Origin of the sequence: Providencia sp. CIM-Carb-044, assembly GCF_033901115.1 — a bacterium.
Taxonomy (GTDB): Bacteria; Pseudomonadota; Gammaproteobacteria; order Enterobacterales; family Enterobacteriaceae; genus Providencia; species Providencia hangzhouensis.
Genome location: NZ_JAXADV010000004.1, coordinates 362,282 through 383,871, shown reverse-complemented (window position 1 = coordinate 383,871; position 21,590 = coordinate 362,282). Strand labels below are relative to the sequence as shown.

Below are 21,590 nucleotides of genomic sequence, written 5' to 3'. Positions count from 1 at the left end.
TCCATTTTGGTTACTTTAATGAGCGTAATGTGCCTTAAGGTAACCAATTTGGAACTTTATGGTGGTTGTGGTTTCCCTTTTAGGATAAATCGCAAGAATGATGACCACTGATAGTGCTCTTAACTTTTTACAATAAAACGAATTTGTTTATCTGTATAAGCTGGCTTTAGTAATTTAAAACTTTTTAAGTAAGCTAGAAATTTCTCACCATGGTATTCAGATAATGTTTTAGTCCCTACAGCGTTACTGCCTCCAAACTGACTACAGAAACGGTATGCTTGACCATTAATTGTATACTCTTTGACCCAATACCGTTCATGATAATTTTTGGACGCTTCCGTTGAAATCATGATCAACGGAAAAGATATGCCAAAGTGTTCTTTGCACCAGTCAAGGTTTTTCAATAACTCCAAATGATCCGCTGTTTGACTGCAAAGCCCGATAATGGCATCAATGTGTTCTTTTACCAATTTTCCAACTCGTAGCTCCACCATATCCACTTCCCCTTCATGTTTTAAAAATCTAAAAGATTCAATATCAGGCTTTTCTGTTGTTAATGTTAATCTAACGATTCCTTTATTTTTCCAGCCTCTCAAGGCTCCAGACCAAATATTGGCTTTAAGGTTCGAATGCTCTCCAAATTGTTGAGCAGACCATTCTTCAGTTGAGACTCGGCCATCAGCATATTGAAAAACCTTCCAAGCTTGCTTTTGATTTATCAAGCATTGCCTAAACTCATCTTCACTTGGAATAAATACTAATTCTGGTTTTTCAGTAACCGTTCTGGATTCATAGAAATCAAGAAGCCTACAGATCACGTTATCCGGTGTCTCAAATCCTATTACGTGTTTACCAAGGCGAAGGTAAGTTTCTTGCGATAGTTCAATTTGCATTGCTGGTACTCATAAGTAATGTTACTTACAATAAATGTAATGATCATTACAATTTAAGTCAACTGTAATTACACTTGAGAAGTAACAGAGAGTTTTGGGACACTATCTGAATTGAAAAAGCCCCTTCGAGAGGGGCTGTGTGATGGGAGCCTAGCTGGCTAGTTGGCGGGGTTATCTGTTTCCTCTTCAGTGATATCGTCATCGGTTGAAGGCACCGCTTGCTCAACTTCTGCTTCTTTACCCTTAGCTTGGGCTGATTTTCGTGCTCGAATTTCGATATCAATTATGCGTCGAGCCAGTTTGATGATGCGCTGTTGCCATGCGTAGTTGCCATCAACACGTTGCTTGTTGCTAAGCACGCTAGACAACCAGAGTGTGTCCATTGAGATCATCAACGCATCGAGTTTGCGAACTAAGCCGACAAACTGGCCAACCTGAGGCGAGCTGATTTTGGCGTTGAAGGTAATCGGGTCGGTGTAGTCAGGTACTTCATCGATGCCGTTGGACTCCATCAGTTTGTCCAAACGAGCTTGTTCTTTGTCTACCGCCTTAGCGCAATCCTCGATCAACTGGCTAATGATCTGTTCCACTTCATCGATTTCGTTCTCATCGCCAATGATGCGTAGGATGACATCGATTCCGTAGAGCGCACTGACCGTCCGTCTAAAAACACGGTCAACGACACGTTGCGCCTGTAAGCTATTAATTGTGAATGATTGTTCAAAGATGGGTTTTGAGTAATTGGGTTTTGCTTGGGCCATAAGTTTGCTCCTGATATGACAATAATCAGTCCCTAGCCTAATCCTCTGTGAGGTAATGGCCTTTCAGCTAGGTGGAAGAATTGAGCATCTTTCTAACTATCCTGTCTGGATAAGACGGTTACACTGACTATCAAATATTGCTGATCTGTTTCAGTGATATCTGCGCCTGAGAGCATGAGCTCAAAGGAAGCCCGCCGCTGAGTTTTCTCAGTGGTACTAAGAGGTAGCTAGCCTCCTTAAACAAATAGCCTGCATGTTTTTACATGCTCAACCATGCGTTCCTTGCGGTTCGCCTTTTCACCACCCAACTGGGGGAGTTTTCCCCAGTTGGGGGTGACTCCTTCACAACCAAATTAAGGAGTCACCAATGGAATATATCTTCGGATTTATTATCCAAATCGCAGGCATTATGTTGCTTGCAAAACTGAGCTGGTCGCTTTTGCGATTGCTTGCTCGTCAAAGCGTGCGCCCGTTTCGATTTGTACTTACTCAAATCAAGCGATTGCTCACACCAACACCAAAACGTCGTCCAATGGCAGTGCCTAAAGCTCCTGGTATGCCCCGTTTGACATCTGCGTTTTACAAAGAGCCACATCCGTACGACATGGCTTTACTCGAAATACCAACCTATCTGCGTCGTCAGTCTTCTTTGCCCAGCCGGGCAGAAACGGCTGTGTGCACAGAGTTCAACTAAGACGAGGAGAACATCATGAAAAACCAAGTAACACTCATAGGCTACGTTGGCTCTGAGCCAGAGACGCGAGCCTATCCATCAGGTGATTTGGTGACCAGCATTTCACTGGCCACTTCTGAGAAATGGCGCGACCGTCAATCCAATGAGCTCAAAGAGCATACGGAATGGCATCGGGTCGTTTTTCGAGATCGTGGTGGATTTAAGTTAGGGCTAAGGGCAAAAGATTTAATCCAAAAAGGAGCAAAGCTTTTTGTTCAAGGGCCTCAGCGCACGCGCTCATGGGAGAAAGATGGCATTAAGCATCGATTGACCGAAGTGGACGCGGACGAGTTTCTGCTTCTTGACAGTGTGAATAAAGCATCTGAGCCATCACCGGCGGATGATGCGGGCTCCCAAGCTAATTTGGCACAAACTTATCCTGAACCAGATTTTTAACCGAGCAAGAACGCTTTAACCCAGCCGGGAGTACTTTCCCGTCAGGGGCAGACTCCCACTTTGATTGTCGGAGTCCAAAATGGAAAAACCAAAGCTAATCCAACGCTTTGCTGAGCGCTTTAGTGTCGATCCAAACAAGTTGTTCGATACCCTAAAAGCAACAGCATTCAAGCAACGTGACGGTAGTGCACCGACCAATGAGCAGATGATGGCGCTCTTGGTGGTTGCAGATCAGTACGGCTTGAACCCTTTCACCAAAGAGATTTTTGCGTTCCCTGATAAACAAGCTGGGATTATACCAGTGGTAGGTGTCGATGGATGGTCTCGCATCATCAATCAACACGACCAGTTTGATGGCATGGAGTTTAAGACTTCAGAAAACAAAGTCTCAATGGATGGCGCGAAAGAATGCCCAGAATGGATGGAATGCATCATCTATCGGCGCGACCGTTCGCACCCAGTCAAAATCACTGAATACCTGGATGAAGTCTATCGACCGCCTTTTGAAGGTAACGGCAAAAATGGCCCTTATCGTGTAGATGGTCCATGGCAGACGCACACTAAGCGAATGCTAAGACATAAATCCATGATCCAGTGTTCTCGCATTGCGTTTGGCTTTGTGGGAATTTTCGATCAAGACGAAGCGGAGCGAATTATCGAAGGCCAAGCAACACATGTTGTTGAGCCATCGGTGATTCCACCCGAGCAAGTTGATGATCGAACCCGAGGGCTTGTTTACAAGCTTATCGAGCGGGCGGAAGCTTCAAACGCTTGGAATAGTGCATTGGAATATGCCAATGAACATTTTCAAGGTGTTGAACTGACGTTTGCGAAACAAGAAATATTTAATGCACAGCAACAAGCAGCCAAAGCGCTCACACAGCCTTTAGCTTCTTAGCGCCACGCATTCATTCTACTAACCCTGGCGGGATTATTCTCCCGTCAGGGGGAAGGTCTCGTCTTTTTTTGGAGATCTTCCATGACTAAATCAGCCTCACTTTTTCGCTTGGTATTGGTTGTTGCCCTTGTCGTAGGTTCGATTCAAGCCGGTATAGCGGCAATTGATTCGGTTCAAGCAAGTGTTGTTCAGCACCAAACAGCGTTAGCACAAGCTGCAAAGTAACCACTTAACCCTGAAGGGGAGTTCTCTCCTTCGGGGGAGTCTCCCCTCAAAGGAGGCAATATGAAGGTTATCGACCTATCACAACGTACTCCTGCATGGCACCAGTGGCGCATTGCAGGTGTTACGGCATCTGAAGCCCCAATTATTATGGGGCGTTCACCCTACAAAACACCTTGGCGATTATGGGCAGAAAAAACCGGATTCGTATTACCGGAAGACCTATCGAATAATCCTAATGTGCTTCGCGGTATTCGGTTGGAGCCTCAAGCAAGGCGAGCATTTGAGAATGCGCATAATGACTTTCTTCTGCCGTTATGTGCAGAAGCCGATCATAACGCAATCTTTCGAGCCAGCTTTGATGGCATCAACGATGCGGGCGAACCCGTCGAGTTGAAATGTCCTTGCCAGTCAGTTTTTGAGGATGTGCAAGCTCACAGAGAACAAAGTGAGGCGTACCAGTTGTATTGGGTGCAAGTACAGCATCAAATACTGGTCGCCAATAGCACGCGTGGTTGGTTGGTTTTCTATTTTGAGGATCAACTGATTGAGTTTGAAATTCAACGAGACGCCGCGTTCTTAACTGAGTTGCAAGAAACAGCGCTTCAGTTTTGGGAGTTAGTACAGACCAAAAAAGAACCGTCAAAATGCCCTGAGCAAGATTGTTTTGTTCCCAAGGGTGAAGCCCAATACCGCTGGACATCGCTGTCTCGCCAGTATTGCTCAGCACATGCCGAAGTTGTCCGACTGGAAAATCACATTAAATCTTTGAAAGAGGAAATGCGAGACGCTCAGTCAAAATTGGTCGCCATGATGGGTAACTACGCTCATGCGGATTATGCTGGGGTCAAACTCAGCCGCTACATGATGGCGGGTACGGTGGACTATAAGCAATTGGCCACCGACAAATTAGGCGAACTGGACGAACAGGTTTTAGCCGCTTACCGAAAAGCGCCACAAGAGCGGTTGCGTATCAGCACCAATAAGCCAGAGCAGCCCGTTGAAACACCAATCAAAATCAGCCTTGAGCAAGAGAACTTGGTTCTGCCAGGTGACTCGCCGAGCTCATTTTATTTTTAACGTTCACTTGGAGCCGATTTCGGCTCCTTTCTCATGCGCTTACATCGAGTGCATCAGAAAGCAGTTTCACTCGTAGCCAATGCTGGGTACGAATGATAGAGCGAGCTGAACTCTTACATACACAGCCATACCACAATCAACACACTACCCGACGGGGACTTCATTCCCTGCTGGGGCATGGGGCCTCGTCAAAACTGATGAGGTTTACCATGACTGAACAATCCCCATTCTTGGTTCAAGTGAATCAAGCGTTTAATGTCCCGGCTCCTGATGCTTTCGTTCTGGAAGGATTTAGTGCCGACACTACCCATCCAAACATTCCCGTTCGCAAGGACGAGTATGTTTTTAGAAAAGAAGACTTACGTGACGTATTGGCATTCTTGTCTAACTCAGACGGTGACGGTTTGTATATTGCAGGCCCCACTGGATGCGGTAAGACCTCGCTAATTTGCCAAGTTGCTTCTCGATTGAATTGGCCTGTTCAGCAAATTACTGCGCACGGTCGGTTGGAGTTGTCCGATCTTATCGGTCACCACACACTGGTTAATGGCAACATGACCTTTGTGTATGGACCGCTGGCACTGGCTGTCAAGCATGGCCATTTGTTGATCATTAATGAAATGGATCTTGCTGAGCCTGCTGAACTGGCTGGGCTCAATGACATTTTGGAAGGTGCCCCGTTGGTCATCGCACAAAATGGCGGAGAGATCATCATGCCACATAACAAGTTTCGTTTTATCGCTACCGGCAACAGTGCGGGCAGCGGTGACCAAACGGGCTTGTATCAAGGTGTGCTTCAACAGAATTTGGCTTTTCTTGATCGCTTTAGAATCATCGAAGCGACCTATGCAGAGCCTTCTGTAGAGGAAGCCATTCTGGAGAACGTTGCGCCGGGCTTGCCAGAAGTCTTTCGCCAAAAAATGGTGAAAGTGGCTGGTGACATTCGTCGTCTTTTTATTGGGGGCGCGGATGGCGGTGCAGAACTCAGTATCACCATGTCCACAAGGACCTTGGTGCGCTGGGCAAAGTTAACACTTGCTTTTAAAGGCGCTCCCAACGCAGTGGAGTATGCACTGGTTCGGTCTTTGACGGCTCGTGCTGAGTTGGAGCAACGTGAAGCCATTCACCGTATTGCCGCTGATGTCTTCGGTGACCATTGGGAGGATTGATGATGGAAAAGTGCTTTGCTCTTTACCGTTACAGTCATTCTGATGGGACAGCCAAAGAATGGGCGATTTACGTTGGATCAGATAACCAGGAGATTGAAGTTCGGTTTGGAAAAGCAGGTCAATTGTCGCAGCAGCGATTGATTGATTCGACTGATCCTAACGCTGAAGCAGACCGACGAATCAATGAGAAAATCAATAAGGGTTATCGATTGGTTGGACAAGTCGGCATTGATCATCAAGGGCGGCCATTTGAACTCTCAAATGCGCTAGATAGCGTCGCGTGTGCCAATAACGTCAGTTGGGAGTTTCGTACTCGCAAGGACGTCAATGGCCAAATCTCGCTGGCACAAAAAGCGTTGTTCGATATGGCAAAGCTGCTTGCAGCCTATGGCTTGGCTGTTATTGATGATAATCAGGTCAGGATTGGAGAGTGGTCATTAGGGTTTTGCAAAAGCGGATTACCTAGTACCAATCAAATTAGCATGGTGTCAGGTGAAGGCGCTGGCATTGTTAACACTGATGATGGCCCGTGGCCATTGTTGCTGTTACTCGCCTTTAAGCGTCAATTACCACCACTGTGTTCGCTCACAGTAGCGAGTCCTGAAGGGATAGAAGTATCTGACCAACTGAAGTTGGAAAAAGATGTCTTGCGGTTGCTAGGCAGTGATTTAGAGCGGGTTCGCCCGATAGCTGAAGCACTGGACTTAATGCCTGTGAAAATCGATCTCAACCAATCGTCGCCTGATTCGCAAAATTACTATTTCTGATAGCGGTATTGCCATTAGCGCGTCAACTACTACCACCCAAGCGGGGGCCATTGCTCCTGTTGGGAGTGGTGTGTCCCCATCTCGCATGAGGATGCACTATGAGTATTCAAACCCTCGACAAACTTTTGATTTGTCACATCGACTGTTCCATCTGGAGCGGTAGAAAAAAACTACGGCCTGAAGATTTCAGATTAGCCAATGGCAGCCAACTTCCACCGAAGGATGTTGCCAGCTTAGGGAGTAAAAAAATTTGCGACCCAGAGGCATTGGCGAACTTTGAAAGGCTTAAGAAAGAAGCGCAGCGCTTGTGTGAGCAAGTCGGTGTACGGTTTTTAGGTGGCTATGCCGTCCCTGAAGATCGAATTGATCAGATTGTTCCTGAGCTTGACCGGATCGGTCAGGAGTTTGCGCAGTGCAAGCAGTTGTTCTTGGACAACTATGATCAGGTGACGTTTGACTGGGTTGCGAAACACCCGGAATTTGCAGATGCAATCCGACGTGCATTATCACCCATCGAAGACGTGGAACAACGGCTTCAGTTCGATTATGCCATCTATCGAATGCAACCGGCTGACCAAGCTGGTGGCTTAGATGACAAGGTCAATGGTATGGGACACACCCTCTTTAGGGAGGTGGCTCGTGATGCCAATGAACTGTTTGAGCGTTCCGTTGCAGGTAAGAATCAAATCAGCCAGCGAGCCCTTAATCCTCTCAAACGGTTAAGAGACAAGTTGGATGGTTTGTCCTTCCTGGATCATCGAGTTCAGCCAATGGTTGAAGCGATGGACAATTTATTTGTTCGTCTGCCGAAGACCGGCCCTGTGACAGACAATCTCTATCACGAACTGATGGCGACCATTTTAATTTTGTCTGATCCAGACAAGATGAGAATGCACGGTGAAGGTCAATTGGATATCAGACAACTGATGCCCAAACCTGAACCTAAACCCGCACAGCCGGTATCTGCTCAGGCAGATAACTTACGTGCAATACCACAACCAACCGTCAGACCAAACCTTGGTTCGACTGTACCAAACTCATTTTATTTCTAACGTCCTTGGGGGCATGTTGCCCTGGAGGGCGCATGTCCTCTGAACTATGTAAGAGAAAATTATGCAATCAACTATCCATAACCCCAGCCAACTGAACCAGTTTGAAGCACATTTTCGTGGTGTGACTGATTCTGTTGAAAGTGAATCGATACCAGAAGTGGCGTGTTGTCGAACGTTAGTACAACGGTCGTACTCAACACATAGTGTCGTAATCCCCAAGAACCCTATGCTGATCGCAGATGCGGACGCACAAGGGGTTTGGGTAACGGCCATGGTATTTGTTCCAAACATGGCATTGCAGCAAACCGCTCATGAGCGGGCCTGGCTGCAATATCAACACGAGGTGTCTACTCAGTTACAAGACCAGTACGGTCTGACATTGGATGACATCCTCAGTTTAAACCATCTTAAAACGTCATTTGAGCAGCATGAAAGTCCTGCTCAATTGGTGGCTTGGTTAGGTCAAAAATACGACCTGGATAAGCTAAAAGCATAGGTTAAAACACCCTCATTCCCAGCGGGGAAATACTCCCGCTGAGGGAGTATTCCCCCTAATGATTAGGAGACTCCCATGAATCATCCATTAAAAAACGCACTGCCAATCGTTGCCGCAGCTTATGGCGAAAAGTTTGGTGTGAAGGTGCTTATTCAAGGACAAGATGCGTTTACCGATGGTGAGCGGATTGTGATCCCAACCGCAAACCCAGACGACCCGCACTATCAACAGATAGCTTGGGGTTATCTGGCTCATGAAGCGGCGCATATTCGGCATACCAATTTTGACATGGTGCAGAAGGCGTCGTCCAAACCGATCCGTAAGGCACTTCTCAATATTATTGAGGATGTTCGCATTGAAAACGAATTGGCAAAGGATTACCCCGGAACCAGGCGCAGTATTTCGCAAGTGATTGAGTACATGGTGGACACACAGCAAATGTGTGTACCTGAACAGCTTGAGCCTGCATCTAACTTGCAAGCATGGTTGTTGTTCCGCTTGAGATGCCATTTTCTGGGCCAGAAAGCGCTGACGCCTTTGTATCAAGCGATTGATGAAAGAGTGAGACAACTCTTTCCTGCCGCAGCGATGAGCCGGTTAAGCGCCATGCTGACAGCAGTGCCTAGCTTAGGGTCTACAGGTGAAGTGCTGAAACTTGTCGATGCCATCGTTGCCATGTTGGAAGAAGAATCTCGTCCACCACAGGATGAGTCGGATGCTGATAGCGGTAATGACATTGGACAAGATGCGAGTAATGACAGCAATAACAGTAGTGATAGTCAAACCCCAGAAACAGATTCGTCTGCAACGGGGGATTTTGCTGAAACGGGTGATTCAGATAACTCTGATCAAGCTGACAATTTGCGACAAGCCTTAGAGGCCAGTGCCGCTCAGTTTGAACCCGATACCTTTGCACAAGTGGCAGAAGTGTTGTCGGAACAAGCTGAAGGACATCAGGGCGTCACTCCACTCAGTTTGCCCCAAGCAGAGCAAGCTATGTTGGGTGATGAGGCCATCTTGACCTTATCGGCGTCTGAGTCGGCTCAAATTCGAGCCCGACTTAGAGGTATGGTTCAGTCCAGTCAGGACAATCGGAATCATGCCAAACGGCACGGTCTTCGAGTTGCAACCCATCGTCTTGCCGCTTCCCAAGCAGGTGAGTCGAGATTGTTTATTCAAAGGCAGCCGCGCATTGCGCCCAATGCTGCTGTGCACTTGCTTGTCGATATATCGGGCTCAATGGGTAAACCCATTGGCGAAGGTAATCGCAAGTACTTTCATGTTGCCAATGAAGCTGCTTTGGCTTTGGCCATGGCATTGGAAGGTATACCGGGTGTTGTACCTGCGGTCAGTTATTTTCCTGGTATTAATCAGGAAGTTTCTATCGCGTTATTGCCCAAGCAATCGGTTCGACATCGGGCCGCCTGTTTTGACCAAAAACCACGAGGTTGTACGCCTATGGCACAAGCTATGTGGTTTGCGGCAAACAGTTTGTTGGCACAAAAACAGAAGCGAAAGCTAATGATAGTGCTAACCGATGGTGACCCAGATGACTGGGCTGCTACGCATGACATTGTTGACCGTTGCAGACGAAGTGGCTTTGAGCTGCTGGGGATCGGGATTCAAACACGCAGTGTTGAGAAATTCTTTCCTCAAAGCATCGTGATTAACGACGTCAAAGATCTGAAGCGTGAGTTATTCGAAGTAACACAACAACTGTTAATTCAGTAACCACATCAACTTTACCACCCTGCGGGGACGATTCTGTCCCCGTCAGGGCATGGGTTCGTCTCCGTTTTTTTTGGAGACTCCTATGAAAAACAGAGAGTTCTTAGCTGGCGAAGAAGCCGGTACTTACATCGTTCCTGAGCAGGTGACCGAAGCCGATATATTAGATATGGCGCTCAAGCTTGCTCGTGGTCGATTGAGTAAAGGTCGCAAAATTGAACAGCCATCGTCGGCGTTCTCATACCTGCAAACACTGATGCACGAGTATGAGCACGAAGTCTTTGGAGTGCTGTTTCTTGATACAAAGCATCGCGTTATTCGATTTGAAGAGCTGTTCAAAGGCACTTTAGATGCGGCGAGCGTGTATCCAAGGGAAGTAACAAAGCGTGCGCTAGAGCTTAATGCGGCAGCAGTGATACTGGTTCATAACCATCCATCGGGTGATCCTGAACCTAGTGAAGCTGATAAACGCATCACTCATCGACTCCGTGACGCCTTGTCACTTGTTGATATTCGAACGCTTGACCATGTTGTGGTCGCATCCGAGGGCTGCGTTTCGCTTGCCGAACGCGGTTATCTTTAATGAATGGGCGCATTGCCCATTCTCCTACATCACAAAAGCAGTCCCATCAACACACATCATCACAGCTCGAATTTCTATTTGAGTTTGATGATGCCCCAGTCACTTGGTCTGACACGGAAATCTGGCAGTTACGCGAAGGCATTCTATTGGATGCGATCCGAGTATTGCTGGATGGCCGTGTCAGTACTCGGTTGCGAAAGGATGTGTTGTCGTGGATTAAAAATGACGAATTAGCGCCATTTTGCTTTCGTGTTTGCGCGATGGCTGCGGTTGTCGATCCTGATGTGCTTCGTGATTCCATCATGTGGCTATTAAGACGACATGGTATCCAGCTTGACTAACGTTCCTGCATTAACCAAACGGCTTAATGCAGGACCCAAGCTGACTTTTACCACCAGTGGTAGGAGTCGGCTTTTTACTTAAGGAGGTTATATGGCGTTACCTTTACAAATTGAAACAGTAAGGCCATATCTTAACGACCAATGGCTTCAAGTATTAGCGGCATTGGTGCCAGAACTTGATGCCGCTATTGCTCGAAAAGGCCGTCATGTGGCTTGTCCTGTTCATGGCGGTCGTGATGGCTTTAGGCTTTTCAAAGATGCTGAATATACCGGTGGTGGCGTTTGTAATACCTGCGGTATCTTTCATGATGGCTTTGAACTGTTGTCTTGGATTAATGGGTGGAACTTTGCTCAGTCTATTGAAGCAATTGGCCAAGTTCTTGGTATTCAACCCGGACAAATACAAGCACCTTCTCGGGTAGTAACGCGTAACGCTGTTGATTGGAAGGCTAGAAAGCAGGACGAGGACAAAGCGATTATCCATCGCTTGAATCAAACCTGGGGAGAAACGCTATCTCTTGCAGATACTCGTGCGCAACCAGTTTGGAACTACTTGCATCGTCGTGGCATTGTGACGCGGCTTCGTCCTGAATGGGATTCGGTGCTGAGGTTTCATCCAAGCTTGCCTTACCATGATGAAGATGGTCTGTTTATCGATAGCTACCCAGCGCTGCTAGGTAAAATCGTTACGCAGCAAGGGCGTTCGGCCACGTTTCATCGGATCTACCTAAGTGAAGATGGATTCAAAGCGCCGGTTGAAAAGCCTAAAAAGATGATGCCGATACCAAGTGACAGAGCAATCACTGGAGGTGCCATTCCGATAGGTGAACCTGGTGGAGTATTAGGTGTTTCTGAAGGCATCGAAACAGCTCTAGCGGTTACCAGAGCAACGGGACAAACATGTTGGTCGGTTGTGAATGCAACGCTACTGGCTAGGTTTGAACCACCAAGTAATGTGAAAATGCTGTACATCTGGGCAGATCACGATCTCTCTGAGACCGGCCTGAATGCAGCGAATGAACTCAAGAAAAAAGCCTGGCAGAAAGGCATTCTGACACAAGTCCTGATCCCTCCGATACCAACGTCACTTGGCGTGAAAAGTTGGGATTGGAATGATGTGCTGAATGTTTACGGTGCCATGGGCTTTCCGAAAGTTCATATCTGATCCAAGGGGCTTCGGCCCCTTTTTTTGCGCCTTGCATATTTGAAAAAACATGGAGAATGAAAAAAAGATAACCAATAGGAGAAACAAACATGATGGTATTAACCCTGTTAACAAAGCAGATTGATGGTGAGTTTACGGTTTACTGGAAGACCGGCATTCGAAGAGGTGGCGAGCTAAAGGTCAATTTAGGTGAGCAATACGACAAGCTACCTGAGCAGCAAAAGCCAATTGCAGCTGAGCTCTATGCTATTCATCACCTCTTGTCAGTGAAAGAAGTGATGGGCAGTAACCGAAGCGGCAATGGGCTTCAAATCCGAGTCAGTAAAGGAGCCATCAAAAAGTTACAGAAACAACGCTCAACTCAGCATTCACTGTACATCCTGACTAGGTTTTTGCTTACTCGATACCAGGAAGCACAGATCTCGGTAGAGAAACGGGACGATTGGCTCTCACATTCCTTCGAAGAATACAGCGTCGATAATGCTACAGTGAGAGAAATCGATGAGGTCATCAACGTTCCGAACATTGGACCTGTCGTGGTGACTCGTCATGCACTGGAACGGTTTGTGGAAAGGCTTTCAGACGGTGTACCTAAGCATCCTTGGAAGGCTTTGTGCACAAAGCTGTTATGTTCTGCGCTAACTAAAGCCGAGTTACCAGAAAGAGTCGTTACTAAAAAAGCAAAAAAATATGCACAAGAGGCCGAATTCTGGCAGCACGTGGAGAGCAAGATGTACTTTGTTATGATTACGGGTGACTCAATGAAGACATTGGTTACGGTTTTTGCAGTAAAGTAAGCTAATGTAGTATTCGCACTTTATGAATATTACTTATGTGCCAATTGCAGACATTTCGCTATGTAGGGATTCAAAATTCACTTTGAATTGCGAACCGGTCATTAAAAGTTTAACTTTTGACTTTGTACACATCACTCTGCCACTTAACTAACCTGAGATCGGTTTAACGAGCCATGACTGTAATAGCATTAAACTCCGCGTTTGTGATGTTCAGTTGTGGCTTGGAGTCCTTCAATTGATAGGCTATAAGCCCTGCAATCATGTTCAGCATAAAACCATGCACGCTGCGGTGCCTGGAGTGTTCTATCTGTGAGATATTTTTCAACTGGTCGTTGATTGTTTCAATGATAAACCGCCTTGAGAGCATGACTCTGTCCCACAACGATATGGCCTTTGCTTGCATGTTTTTACGCACGTTTGTCACCAGTGTAATGCCTTTTTCCAGTAGGTCACTGGACAGTGCTTTGCTGATATAGCCCTTGTCTGCATAGAGTCTATCCATGGGGCTGAACACCATGTCGGCCACCGGTTTTGTATCATGTACATTGGCTGGGGTAATTTTTGCAGCCACAATGCCTCCTTGATGATTCACAATCAAACGCAGTTTAAATCCATCAAACCATCCCATAGTGCCTTTGCCCCTGCACGCCAGTCCTGACAAGGTTTTATGCCGCTGAATGCGCAAGTTATGACAGACTTTAATACTGGTAGAATCAACAAATTCGATGCCAGTTGGCTCACTTTTTAGGCTGGCAAAGTAGCTGCAAAGAGGCACCAAAGCACTGGGCATCACCTCAAGAAAGCGGGTATAACTGAGTAAATTTGGAAATTCTGATTTGTAAAAATGAGCCAAGTAGCCAGTGTAAAAGTTTTTGAAATCACGATGGTGGGACATCTGGAAGAAGATAATGATAGTCATCACTTCGCTCATCGTCATACGGCCAGAGCGCTGACGCTTACGTGTTCCATCGGTTAACAGAGTTTTTTCCCATTCAGGAATGAAAACAGCACAAAAATCATCGACATCACAAAACACTTCAACTAATTTATGCATAGGCCCTCTGTGTGATGGGGTTTCTCTTGGTCGAAAGATCCGATCACGTGGAGGGCCTTTAGTTCAAATTTTCTTATCCCGAGTTCAGGTTAACTAATTGAGGGTATACATATGCGCTTAATGTTTTCGACCCATGCACGTAAGCGCATGCTTCAAGGCGGGGTGGGCGCTTTAGGCTCACCCTTAGGATGGTTATGTATTGAATGGCTTTCCGGAAAAGGCATTGTAGAAAGCTTTTTAGCGCAACCCGGTTTATATGCCTATCTGCTGTTCGGCACAATGTTCGCATTCACTATTTTTGGTTTTTATGTTGGTAATAATGAGTCTAGGTCGTGGACATTAGCAATTCGTGATACGCTAACGGGGGTATTTAATCGGCGTTATCTGGAAGCTCACCTGGAGAAAGAATTGGCGAGATTTCATCGTTCTGGTCGGGCTTTTAGCTTAGCCTGTCTGGATATTGACCATTTTAAGAAAGTGAATGACACCTATGGTCATGCGGTCGGCGATGAAGTGCTGAAAGGGCTGGTCGATGTTGTTAGTCAGAATATCCGTGGTTATGATATTTTATCGCGTGTTGGTGGTGAGGAGTTTGTTGTGTTTATGCCTGACATTAGCGAGCAGGACGCACAACGCATCATGACACGTTTATTGGACGAGGTTCGCTTTAAAGCGTTTAGTGGTGATAATGGAGATTCATTTCATATAACCATTAGTATCGGATTAACGACGATACAAGACAGTGATACAATACCTAAAGCATTAAAACGCGCAGATGAAGCAATGTACCAGGCCAAGCAATCTGGGCGTAATCGTCTGGTAATTATGTAACGATTAATTTAAGCTGTAATCTGAAGTGGCAAATATTAAGGGCACTGTCTGGGCCGGTAAAATAAATCAGGTTTTGCAGTAAAAGCAGTCATTCGCATGTGGATTGTGTTGAGGTTTTGAAATTCTTCTTTTCGCTCATTCCCGACAGTAGACCTCGGTTGCCAGGCAGCTAAGTGCCAAAAGCTGAAATTCACTGAGATTCGACAAAATCGGCGCTTTTCACTGAAAGCTGACATTCCTGACAAAAACTGAAACGGAGCTCTCGAAAATTTCGATACATTCACGAAATTCCAAATGGTTTATATGGGAAGTGCTATCCATGTCTATTTTGAACTACTAACCAGTTTGTATTTGTCAGTCAGTAGTATGCAATCTTGTCAAATGTTATATATGTATTTTCAAATTACTTGGTGTGTTTATTCACGCTTTGCTCGTCCCACAGCTAGGTACTCGCTACCAAAGGTTTGAGATTGATGAATTTTTACGTTAGCGTTGCAGTATTTTAAAAACTCAAAAGGGTTGTCCCTGCTTAAAAGCGTGGTTTTTCCTTTTGATGAAATTGTTAGCAGTAAAGAGGTTCTGATGGACTTAGCTAAGAAATTTTATTTTGCTTGGTGTGATAAAGTAAATGCACGTAAGAAATGAGCTTGAAAATACCTGGAGAAACTCTAAAGCCTATACAAAGACAATTATCCATTCAAATAGCTCAATTTTAATAGATATATCTGAGACCTTAGGTTTTAAGTGTTTTAATGCGGATTACTACTTTATTGATGCAGTTTTCTTTAAACCTGAAGATTTGGTTCCTGAGTATCCAGAGGCTTACTACTTAACGGATCTTCGTATCGCGTTTGAGCATGAAAATGATTTTGCTCATACGTATGTCCTTAAGAGCTTAAGCTGCTGATATATTTAGATTAGTTAGCATTTTAAACACCCCGTTTTTTTGATCCCTCTTCAAATTCTGACGCTGGCAACGTTGTGCTAAAAATGCCAATGCTTCATTTATGGCCGTCACTAAATCTGCGCCATGGCTTCTGGCAATATCTAAACAAAAGGGTAAACCACCAGATATGGGCTGATTTTGCACCGGTAAACAGTGAAATCACCCGGTTATACTTTTGTTGTGCCGCGTTGATAAGCCACCGTTTTAAGGTTGCCACAGGCAAGCTTCCCCAGATCAGCGTTTCGACTATTGTTGGATGATATGTGTCGAATTTATTCAAATTATTCATCGACTTCCATTCTTTGAATAGCAGTTCAATCTGCCAGCGGACACGGTAGAGGTCGCCGACAACTTCTGCGGGAAACTGTTGCCGATCAAGGTTGGTGCACACCAAAACATGTCTTTTTTTGTGATCTAATGCGGCAAATGCCACACAACGATAAATTGGACCATCCGGCCAATGCACGTCTAAATCCAACGCACCTGTACCGGGTAATTCTTTTAGCCATGATTTCAGCGGTTTTGCCTGCTGGCTTTTGTTGCAACCGGCCATTGGATTCACGCTGTTGCTCATGCGGATGATGAAAAAAACGCTGGCGTCTTGCAATTCCTGGACATAAGCCTTTGAAAAATAACCCGCATCTGCCATAAATAAGCAACCAGCTAAGGATGAGGCTGATGGCAAATACTCCCGCTCTGGCGCAATATCTTCGGTCAGGCTTACGCGCTGTGGTTGTCCTTTGAACACATCATAGGTGACATGCAACTCAACCGCAGCAGGGTTGTGTACGTTAAAACGGCCTGGAAAATAGTGCATTAAGTCGCCATGCACCGCGAAACTGGTGCCATCTTGCAAGATAATACGTTCAAAAACGTCTTTATACTTCTCTCGCAGAGTAAGCATATCTGGAAGATGCACAGCCAGTGCTTTTTCAAACACTTCACGCATAAACTCAGGCGCAGCCATTTTAACCAACTGTTTATGAGAAGGTTTTAGCTGTATGTTGGTGAAGTGCATATGATTAAATTGACGGTGGATATCGGTAATAGAATTCGTAGTCCCAGAGCCAAGGGCGCTGACCAACGCCATGCAGAACTTATGCGGCGTGACCTGGCGACGACGTTTCATAAATCCGGTTTTTGCCCAAGCGTATCAAGCTCATCTGGAGAAAAAAGTCGTTCAAAAGCGTTTAAGAATGGGCTATCTTGTTAGTGCTTCATTCGTTTTGCCTGCAAAGATGATCTTTTTTATTCGCAAAATCAATTAGATCACGAATGAAGCACCTTTTCAAATCCTAAAGATCATACGTAGGTGGACCCAATATGAAACAGAATTTACCGGTCACCGGCGTGGAGCAGCGTTTTTCTGCCCAAGCCAATATTCTATCGACCACTAATCTTGATGGCATAATCACTTATATTAACAAAGACTTTATTGATATCAGCGGCTTCAGCAAAGAAGAGCTAAATGGTCAGAACCACCACATTGTCCGCCACCCTGATATGCCACCCGCCGTATTTAAAATGTTTTGGGCTGATTTACGCGCCGAAAAATCCTGGATGGGTATTGTCAAAAATCGCTGTAAAAACGGTGACCATTACTGGGTTGATGCTTATGCAACGCCGATTAAAAAGAATGGCAGAACCGAGGAATATCAATCGGTAAGGCGTAAAGCAAAGCCTGAATTTATTACTCGGGCAGAAGAAGTTTACGCCGCCATCCAGGCTGGAAAATCTTTACGCAAGCTGGGCGATTCACTATCGCTGCCCGCCAAAATATTGATTACACTCTTTGCCGGCTTACTATTGCCGGTACTGGTTTATCTCTTAAACTACTCCGCCTTACTCGTACTATTAGCCACAATTTTTAGTACCTTTGTTGTCAGCGCCGCAGTCTTCGTCTTTAGCCAACCTTTACTGCTCGCATTAACGAAACTCAAAACCATTTCTGAAGATAAGGTCGCGCGCTACGTCTACACCGGTCGAAATGATGAAGCCGGGACTTTGTTACTGGCGGTTAAAAAACTTGAGTCTGAGAACGCGGCATTAATTGGCCGCATCAATGATATGTCGTCAACCTTAAGTGAAAATGCCCAAAGTTTAAGTGCTGCCGTAACACAATCTGAAAATGGCACCTTACATCAGTTTGAACAAACAGAGCAGGTTGCAACGGCAATGGAACAGATGGCCGTGAGTATCCAAAGCGTATCCATCAACGCAGCCGAAACTTCTACCGCCTCTGCTGACGGACTGGCAATTGCCAACTCCGGCAAACAGGTTGTTGATGAAAATGCCAGCACCATTAATGAATTGAAACGTCTCATTCACTCGGCGTCGCAGGTCATCAATAACGTTGCCATAAGCAGCAATGAAATTGAAAAAATCCTCGACGTTATTCTCGCCATTGCCGACCAGACTAATTTGTTGGCGTTAAACGCAGCCATTGAAGCTGCACGAGCAGGTGAGCTTGGCCGGGGCTTCGCGGTTGTTGCCGATGAAGTGCGCTCTTTGGCCAATCGCACCCAAGAATCCACTAAGGAGATCCGCGGCGTCATTGAGCAATTACAAAGTGGTGTCCGACAAGCCGTCAGTGCCATGCGATCCGGTGAAGCGGCAGCGGAACAGAGTGTGGCAAAAAGCCATGCCACGGCGCAGGCTCTGGAAAATATCCTGAATGCGATTAGCACGATTTCCAGCATGAGCGAGCAAATTGCGCGGGCAGTAAATGAACAAACGTCGGTGGTAAACTCGGTCAGTGAAAGCGTGCATATTATAAAAAGTAATGCGCAGGAAAACCTCGATGCCGTTAAATTAAGCGGAAAGGTTGCCGAAAAGACGGTCAATATCACCAGAAGATTGGATCAGCTAACCAATCAGTTCTGGGAGACACAGCAAGGGATCTAGCCATGCGCACCCTAAACCTGATTTATCGCTCGGAACAGGAGCTGCAGGCTTACTTATCCGAGCACAGGCTGACTGAATGTCAGGTTTCAAGACAAATCACGCTGTCTATGCCCCTCATTTGGACTCTCAAAGCACCAGAGATTACTGGAGTGGTGCACCGAAATTGCTCACCTTACTAGAGATGATATGAGGGCTCTCGAAAAAACGAATGTCAGCAAATAAGGCAAAGCAGAGATTCGTTTTTCACGAGCGGCCTGATCTGAATAGCTGCTTTTCGCTCAAAGCGGTCCAATCATAAATTTGGCTCGTTAAAATTAGCTGTTGTTACTGGTCACAACAGCTAGTCAGAAAAACACACGATTCATTCATCTATCTGGCCAATCGCTCTTACCGGGATCATTAGCATGTTAGCTCTATGAAATTTTCTGGAGCTGACAATGAGAACCCCCTTGTTCCCTTGGTTCATCCTATGGGTGACCATCCCAATCATTATTTTCTTTCTATTCATCCTGCCCGCTCATGCTAGTGATGGGCAATTCTATCAGCGTGGTCAGGAAGGCTGGTTTTGGTATCAGGTCATTCCTGAGCCAGCGGAGGATGAAGAGCCTATAAAGCCGGAATCAGGTGCGGCAGAGTCGAGTCAGAGCGGGCTAAAGCCTTTCAGTGCTGCCTGGTTCCGAGAGCACATGCAGTCGTTCATGGACAAGGCAATTGATGAGCCGACGAATGAGAATGTCAGAGCCTATCTGTATCTCCAGCGAGTCATGATGGATAAGGGCTCACAGTTTGCTGATGTTAGTCAGCAGGTGGTCATGGGCGATCCTGTTTTGGATGAAATCAGTCGCAGACCCTTGGCGACCTATGCTGCCAATCGGATGGATCGAGAAGCTGGCGCTCAACGTGATGTAGCTTTAGGTGAAGTAGCAAAACGGGCTGGCTTGTTCTTCTTCTATCGTTCGGATTGCCCTTATTGCCATGCTCAAGCGCCTATCATCGAATCCATGGCTTTGAACTACGGTTTCGAGGTGTTTGCTATTGCTGTCGATGGCTTGCCTTTACCAAGTGGAGAATTTCCAAATTACAAAGTCGATTCAGGACAAGCACAATCGTTGTCCGTTACGACTGTTCCTGCCGTGTTCTTAGTAGATCCGCCTAATGTCATCACTCCGATTGGCCAGGGCGCAATGAGCCTTGATGAACTCAATAATCGAATCATTCTTGCAGCCCATCAAGCCGGTTGGATTGATGATCAAACTTACTATGCCACCAGACCTGTTCAGCCCGGCGTTTCACTCGCGATGTCAGCCCAAGAGCTTAACGAGAAGATATTACATGACCCTGAGTTCCTTGTTCGCTATCTGCGTGCACAAGGAGGGTTATAACGATGAAAAAAGTATTTCAAGTATCGCTAATCGCCTGTGCGATTGGTTTTTCGTCTATAAGCCAAGCAAGCTTGCAACAGGAGATGAACCAGTTGTTTGGTTCAATGACCAACACCACTGCGCCTGGCGTATTCGAGAGTCAGCGGCGTGGCGTTATATCTGGTGGAAGCGTTGTTGTCCGTAACAGGATCATGAACGAGAACCTCGTCTCTATGGTGCCACCGTCATTCCAAGCCGGTTGTGGCGGCATTGATATGTTCGCTGGAAGTTTGTCATTTGTTAATGCAGATCAGTTTGTTCAATTACTTCGCTCTGTAGCGGCAAATGCCAAGGGATACGCATTCCAATTGGCGCTCAGTGCTATGTGTGAGAAATGCTCTCAGCACATGGAGACACTGCAAAAGAAAATCCAGCAGTTGAACGAGTATTTTGGCAATTCCTGTCAAATGGCTCAGGGAGTCGTGAACGATACCCTGGCCGCCTTTGGTAAGAAGGGGCAAACAGAGGCCAGCATGTTGAGCTCACTTAAAGGGGCTGGAGACATTTTTACCAGTTGGAGTGAATCCAACGGTAAGAACCCTTACGAGAATGCTTCGAGTGTCGCGGCATCTGATGTGAACAAAACGATTAAAGGCAACTTGGTTTGGCGAGCACTGAAACGTCACTCGGCATCAAGCTGGTTTGCATCGGGGGATGACCGTTTTCTTGAAGCGGTTATGTCCGTGACGGGCTCGATCATCGTTGGTGATTTAGCGAATGCGGCTGATGGTCAAGGTAAAGCCCCAAAACTGACCAGACTGAATGGCAATAAAGTGACTATTGAGCATCTAATTCATGGCGGTAACGTCGCTATGTACCGATGTGACACAGTGATACAAGACGGCTGTCTAAATCCGACAATCACTAACGTGACCCTAACCGGGTTATCAACTGAGGTCGAAAATTTACTTCTTGGTACAGGTTCTAGTAACGGCATTATTTTTAAGTTTGCTCGAAATACTGGGGCAGCTAGCACCACCGAAAAGGCTTTTATGACCTCGGCTCCTGCAAGCATTGGCGGCATGATTCGAACACTTTCTGCTTTAAATGAAGGGGCTGCTAGGTCGTTTGCTTCAAGAGCTGCGCCATTTATTGCTGTTGAGATGGCCCGAGCATTGGTTGAAGACATGCTCAATGCAGCTAGAAGTACCTCCGGTGTGGAAGATCATGCCTATGCGAAGTTATTAACGGAAGACCTTGAACGTGCACGTCGCCAAATCAATGAGGAGTACGCTGCGTTGCAGCGAAGATACGGCTCAGAGCAAGAATTGCTGGCGCATTTTAACCAGGTGATTCAGACCATTCGCAAACAGCGTTATTACACCGTTAAATCTACGGCGCTGGGGGAATAGA

22 protein-coding genes and 1 pseudogene are annotated in these 21,590 nt (G+C 46.2%); 19 read left to right on the top strand and 4 right to left on the bottom strand.

The window, feature by feature from the left end; all coding sequences use genetic code 11:
- Window positions 1–119 precede the first annotated feature (119 nt).
- Entirely contained in the window at window positions 120–893 is a 774-nt protein-coding gene (locus SJ312_RS11235; RefSeq protein WP_050504481.1) for a hypothetical protein, read from the bottom strand.
- 158 nt (window positions 894–1,051) lie between these two features.
- Window positions 1,052–1,654: a hypothetical protein gene (locus SJ312_RS11230; RefSeq protein ID WP_001963923.1), complete on the bottom strand. Its 603-nt coding sequence runs from the start codon at window positions 1,652–1,654 to the stop codon at window positions 1,052–1,054.
- A gap of 367 nt (window positions 1,655–2,021) precedes the next feature.
- Here SJ312_RS11230 and SJ312_RS11225 point away from each other — a divergent pair, with 367 nt between their 5' ends.
- The 14 genes from SJ312_RS11225 to SJ312_RS11160 all read left to right on the top strand — a co-directional run bounded on the left by SJ312_RS11225 (window position 2,022) and on the right by SJ312_RS11160 (window position 13,081).
- A complete protein-coding gene (locus SJ312_RS11225) occupies window positions 2,022–2,348 on the top strand; it encodes a hypothetical protein (RefSeq protein WP_032482164.1) in 327 nt (108 codons plus the stop codon).
- 15 nt (window positions 2,349–2,363) lie between these two features.
- The gene (locus SJ312_RS11220; protein ID WP_319867707.1) at window positions 2,364–2,783 is read left to right on the top strand and encodes a single-stranded DNA-binding protein; all 420 of its coding nucleotides are present in this window, start codon (window positions 2,364–2,366) and stop codon (window positions 2,781–2,783) included.
- A gap of 79 nt (window positions 2,784–2,862) precedes the next feature.
- Entirely contained in the window at window positions 2,863–3,681 is an 819-nt protein-coding gene (gene bet / locus SJ312_RS11215) for a phage recombination protein Bet (protein WP_000414664.1), read from the top strand.
- Window positions 3,682–3,762: 81 nt separating this feature from the next.
- Window positions 3,763–3,906: a hypothetical protein gene (locus SJ312_RS11210; RefSeq protein ID WP_008844794.1), complete on the top strand. Its 144-nt coding sequence runs from the start codon at window positions 3,763–3,765 to the stop codon at window positions 3,904–3,906.
- 60 nt (window positions 3,907–3,966) lie between these two features.
- Window positions 3,967–4,983: a YqaJ viral recombinase family protein gene (locus SJ312_RS11205; protein WP_000862954.1), complete on the top strand. Its 1,017-nt coding sequence runs from the start codon at window positions 3,967–3,969 to the stop codon at window positions 4,981–4,983.
- 209 nt (window positions 4,984–5,192) lie between these two features.
- Window positions 5,193–6,152, top strand: coding sequence for an AAA family ATPase (locus SJ312_RS11200; protein WP_319867705.1), 960 nt, complete (start codon window positions 5,193–5,195; stop codon window positions 6,150–6,152).
- Window positions 6,152–6,919: a hypothetical protein gene (locus SJ312_RS11195; protein WP_053426189.1), complete on the top strand. Its 768-nt coding sequence runs from the start codon at window positions 6,152–6,154 to the stop codon at window positions 6,917–6,919. The genes SJ312_RS11200 and SJ312_RS11195 overlap by 1 nt, the downstream gene beginning before the upstream one ends.
- 98 nt (window positions 6,920–7,017) lie before the next feature.
- Window positions 7,018–7,971 carry a DUF3150 domain-containing protein gene (locus SJ312_RS11190; protein ID WP_053426188.1) on the top strand — a complete coding sequence of 318 codons (954 nt, stop codon included), beginning with the start codon at window positions 7,018–7,020 and terminating at the stop codon, window positions 7,969–7,971.
- Between the two features lie 61 nt (window positions 7,972–8,032).
- The gene (locus SJ312_RS11185) at window positions 8,033–8,467 is read left to right on the top strand and encodes a hypothetical protein (protein WP_319867700.1); all 435 of its coding nucleotides are present in this window, start codon (window positions 8,033–8,035) and stop codon (window positions 8,465–8,467) included.
- 75 nt (window positions 8,468–8,542) lie between these two features.
- Complete coding sequence (locus SJ312_RS11180; protein WP_319867698.1) at window positions 8,543–10,198, top strand: VWA domain-containing protein; 1,656 nt, start codon at window positions 8,543–8,545, stop codon at window positions 10,196–10,198.
- Window positions 10,199–10,280: 82 nt separating this feature from the next.
- Window positions 10,281–10,778, top strand: coding sequence for a RadC family protein (gene radC / locus SJ312_RS11175; RefSeq protein ID WP_319867696.1), 498 nt, complete (start codon window positions 10,281–10,283; stop codon window positions 10,776–10,778).
- Entirely contained in the window at window positions 10,778–11,119 is a 342-nt protein-coding gene (locus tag SJ312_RS11170; RefSeq protein ID WP_001014427.1) for a hypothetical protein, read from the top strand. Before radC ends, SJ312_RS11170 begins: the two co-directional genes overlap by 1 nt.
- A gap of 91 nt (window positions 11,120–11,210) precedes the next feature.
- Window positions 11,211–12,284, top strand: coding sequence for a primase-helicase zinc-binding domain-containing protein (locus tag SJ312_RS11165; protein ID WP_223419533.1), 1,074 nt, complete (start codon window positions 11,211–11,213; stop codon window positions 12,282–12,284).
- Window positions 12,285–12,373: 89 nt separating this feature from the next.
- The gene (locus SJ312_RS11160) at window positions 12,374–13,081 is read left to right on the top strand and encodes a hypothetical protein (RefSeq protein WP_319867692.1); all 708 of its coding nucleotides are present in this window, start codon (window positions 12,374–12,376) and stop codon (window positions 13,079–13,081) included.
- Between the two features lie 163 nt (window positions 13,082–13,244).
- On the opposite strand, the gene SJ312_RS11155 is transcribed toward SJ312_RS11160, so the two are convergent.
- Window positions 13,245–14,135 carry an IS982 family transposase gene (locus SJ312_RS11155; RefSeq protein WP_319867690.1) on the bottom strand — a complete coding sequence of 297 codons (891 nt, stop codon included), beginning with the start codon at window positions 14,133–14,135 and terminating at the stop codon, window positions 13,245–13,247.
- Between the two features lie 111 nt (window positions 14,136–14,246).
- On the opposite strand from SJ312_RS11155, the gene SJ312_RS11150 reads away from it, so the two are divergent.
- Together SJ312_RS11150 and SJ312_RS11145 are read left to right on the top strand one after the other, a co-directional pair.
- Window positions 14,247–14,966, top strand: coding sequence for a GGDEF domain-containing protein (locus SJ312_RS11150; RefSeq protein ID WP_319867689.1), 720 nt, complete (start codon window positions 14,247–14,249; stop codon window positions 14,964–14,966).
- 628 nt (window positions 14,967–15,594) lie between these two features.
- The gene (locus SJ312_RS11145) at window positions 15,595–15,873 is read left to right on the top strand and encodes a hypothetical protein (RefSeq protein WP_029628492.1); all 279 of its coding nucleotides are present in this window, start codon (window positions 15,595–15,597) and stop codon (window positions 15,871–15,873) included.
- Here the strand turns inward: SJ312_RS11145 and SJ312_RS11140 are convergent.
- A pseudogene (locus tag SJ312_RS11140) lies at window positions 15,862–17,121 on the bottom strand (IS4 family transposase); the annotation flags it as partial. The gene SJ312_RS11145 and the pseudogene SJ312_RS11140 sit on opposite strands and share 12 nt — an antisense overlap.
- A gap of 114 nt (window positions 17,122–17,235) precedes the next feature.
- Between SJ312_RS11140 and SJ312_RS11135 the strand changes: the two are divergent.
- The 3 genes from SJ312_RS11135 to SJ312_RS11125 all read left to right on the top strand — a co-directional run bounded on the left by SJ312_RS11135 (window position 17,236) and on the right by SJ312_RS11125 (window position 21,589).
- Entirely contained in the window at window positions 17,236–18,816 is a 1,581-nt protein-coding gene (locus tag SJ312_RS11135; RefSeq protein ID WP_319867687.1) for a PAS domain-containing methyl-accepting chemotaxis protein, read from the top strand.
- Window positions 18,817–19,253: 437 nt separating this feature from the next.
- Window positions 19,254–20,198: a thioredoxin family protein gene (locus SJ312_RS11130; RefSeq protein WP_319867684.1), complete on the top strand. Its 945-nt coding sequence runs from the start codon at window positions 19,254–19,256 to the stop codon at window positions 20,196–20,198.
- Window positions 20,199–20,200: 2 nt separating this feature from the next.
- Entirely contained in the window at window positions 20,201–21,589 is a 1,389-nt protein-coding gene (locus tag SJ312_RS11125) for a conjugal transfer protein TraH (RefSeq protein ID WP_319867683.1), read from the top strand.
- Window position 21,590 lies beyond the last annotated feature (1 nt).

Coding starts and splice junctions, on each gene's coding strand:
- SJ312_RS11235 (WP_050504481.1), bottom strand. CDS start 893: ATGCAAATTGAACTATCGCAAGAAACTTACCTTCGCCTTGGTAAACAC.
- SJ312_RS11230 (WP_001963923.1), bottom strand. CDS start 1,654: ATGGCCCAAGCAAAACCCAATTACTCAAAACCCATCTTTGAACAATCA.
- SJ312_RS11225 (WP_032482164.1), top strand. CDS start 2,022: ATGGAATATATCTTCGGATTTATTATCCAAATCGCAGGCATTATGTTG.
- SJ312_RS11220 (WP_319867707.1), top strand. CDS start 2,364: ATGAAAAACCAAGTAACACTCATAGGCTACGTTGGCTCTGAGCCAGAG.
- bet (WP_000414664.1), top strand. CDS start 2,863: ATGGAAAAACCAAAGCTAATCCAACGCTTTGCTGAGCGCTTTAGTGTC.
- SJ312_RS11210 (WP_008844794.1), top strand. CDS start 3,763: ATGACTAAATCAGCCTCACTTTTTCGCTTGGTATTGGTTGTTGCCCTT.
- SJ312_RS11205 (WP_000862954.1), top strand. CDS start 3,967: ATGAAGGTTATCGACCTATCACAACGTACTCCTGCATGGCACCAGTGG.
- SJ312_RS11200 (WP_319867705.1), top strand. CDS start 5,193: ATGACTGAACAATCCCCATTCTTGGTTCAAGTGAATCAAGCGTTTAAT.
- SJ312_RS11195 (WP_053426189.1), top strand. CDS start 6,152: ATGATGGAAAAGTGCTTTGCTCTTTACCGTTACAGTCATTCTGATGGG.
- SJ312_RS11190 (WP_053426188.1), top strand. CDS start 7,018: ATGAGTATTCAAACCCTCGACAAACTTTTGATTTGTCACATCGACTGT.
- SJ312_RS11185 (WP_319867700.1), top strand. CDS start 8,033: ATGCAATCAACTATCCATAACCCCAGCCAACTGAACCAGTTTGAAGCA.
- SJ312_RS11180 (WP_319867698.1), top strand. CDS start 8,543: ATGAATCATCCATTAAAAAACGCACTGCCAATCGTTGCCGCAGCTTAT.
- radC (WP_319867696.1), top strand. CDS start 10,281: ATGAAAAACAGAGAGTTCTTAGCTGGCGAAGAAGCCGGTACTTACATC.
- SJ312_RS11170 (WP_001014427.1), top strand. CDS start 10,778: ATGAATGGGCGCATTGCCCATTCTCCTACATCACAAAAGCAGTCCCAT.
- SJ312_RS11165 (WP_223419533.1), top strand. CDS start 11,211: ATGGCGTTACCTTTACAAATTGAAACAGTAAGGCCATATCTTAACGAC.
- SJ312_RS11160 (WP_319867692.1), top strand. CDS start 12,374: ATGATGGTATTAACCCTGTTAACAAAGCAGATTGATGGTGAGTTTACG.
- SJ312_RS11155 (WP_319867690.1), bottom strand. CDS start 14,135: ATGCATAAATTAGTTGAAGTGTTTTGTGATGTCGATGATTTTTGTGCT.
- SJ312_RS11150 (WP_319867689.1), top strand. CDS start 14,247: ATGCGCTTAATGTTTTCGACCCATGCACGTAAGCGCATGCTTCAAGGC.
- SJ312_RS11145 (WP_029628492.1), top strand. CDS start 15,595: ATGCACGTAAGAAATGAGCTTGAAAATACCTGGAGAAACTCTAAAGCC.
- SJ312_RS11135 (WP_319867687.1), top strand. CDS start 17,236: ATGAAACAGAATTTACCGGTCACCGGCGTGGAGCAGCGTTTTTCTGCC.
- SJ312_RS11130 (WP_319867684.1), top strand. CDS start 19,254: ATGAGAACCCCCTTGTTCCCTTGGTTCATCCTATGGGTGACCATCCCA.
- SJ312_RS11125 (WP_319867683.1), top strand. CDS start 20,201: ATGAAAAAAGTATTTCAAGTATCGCTAATCGCCTGTGCGATTGGTTTT.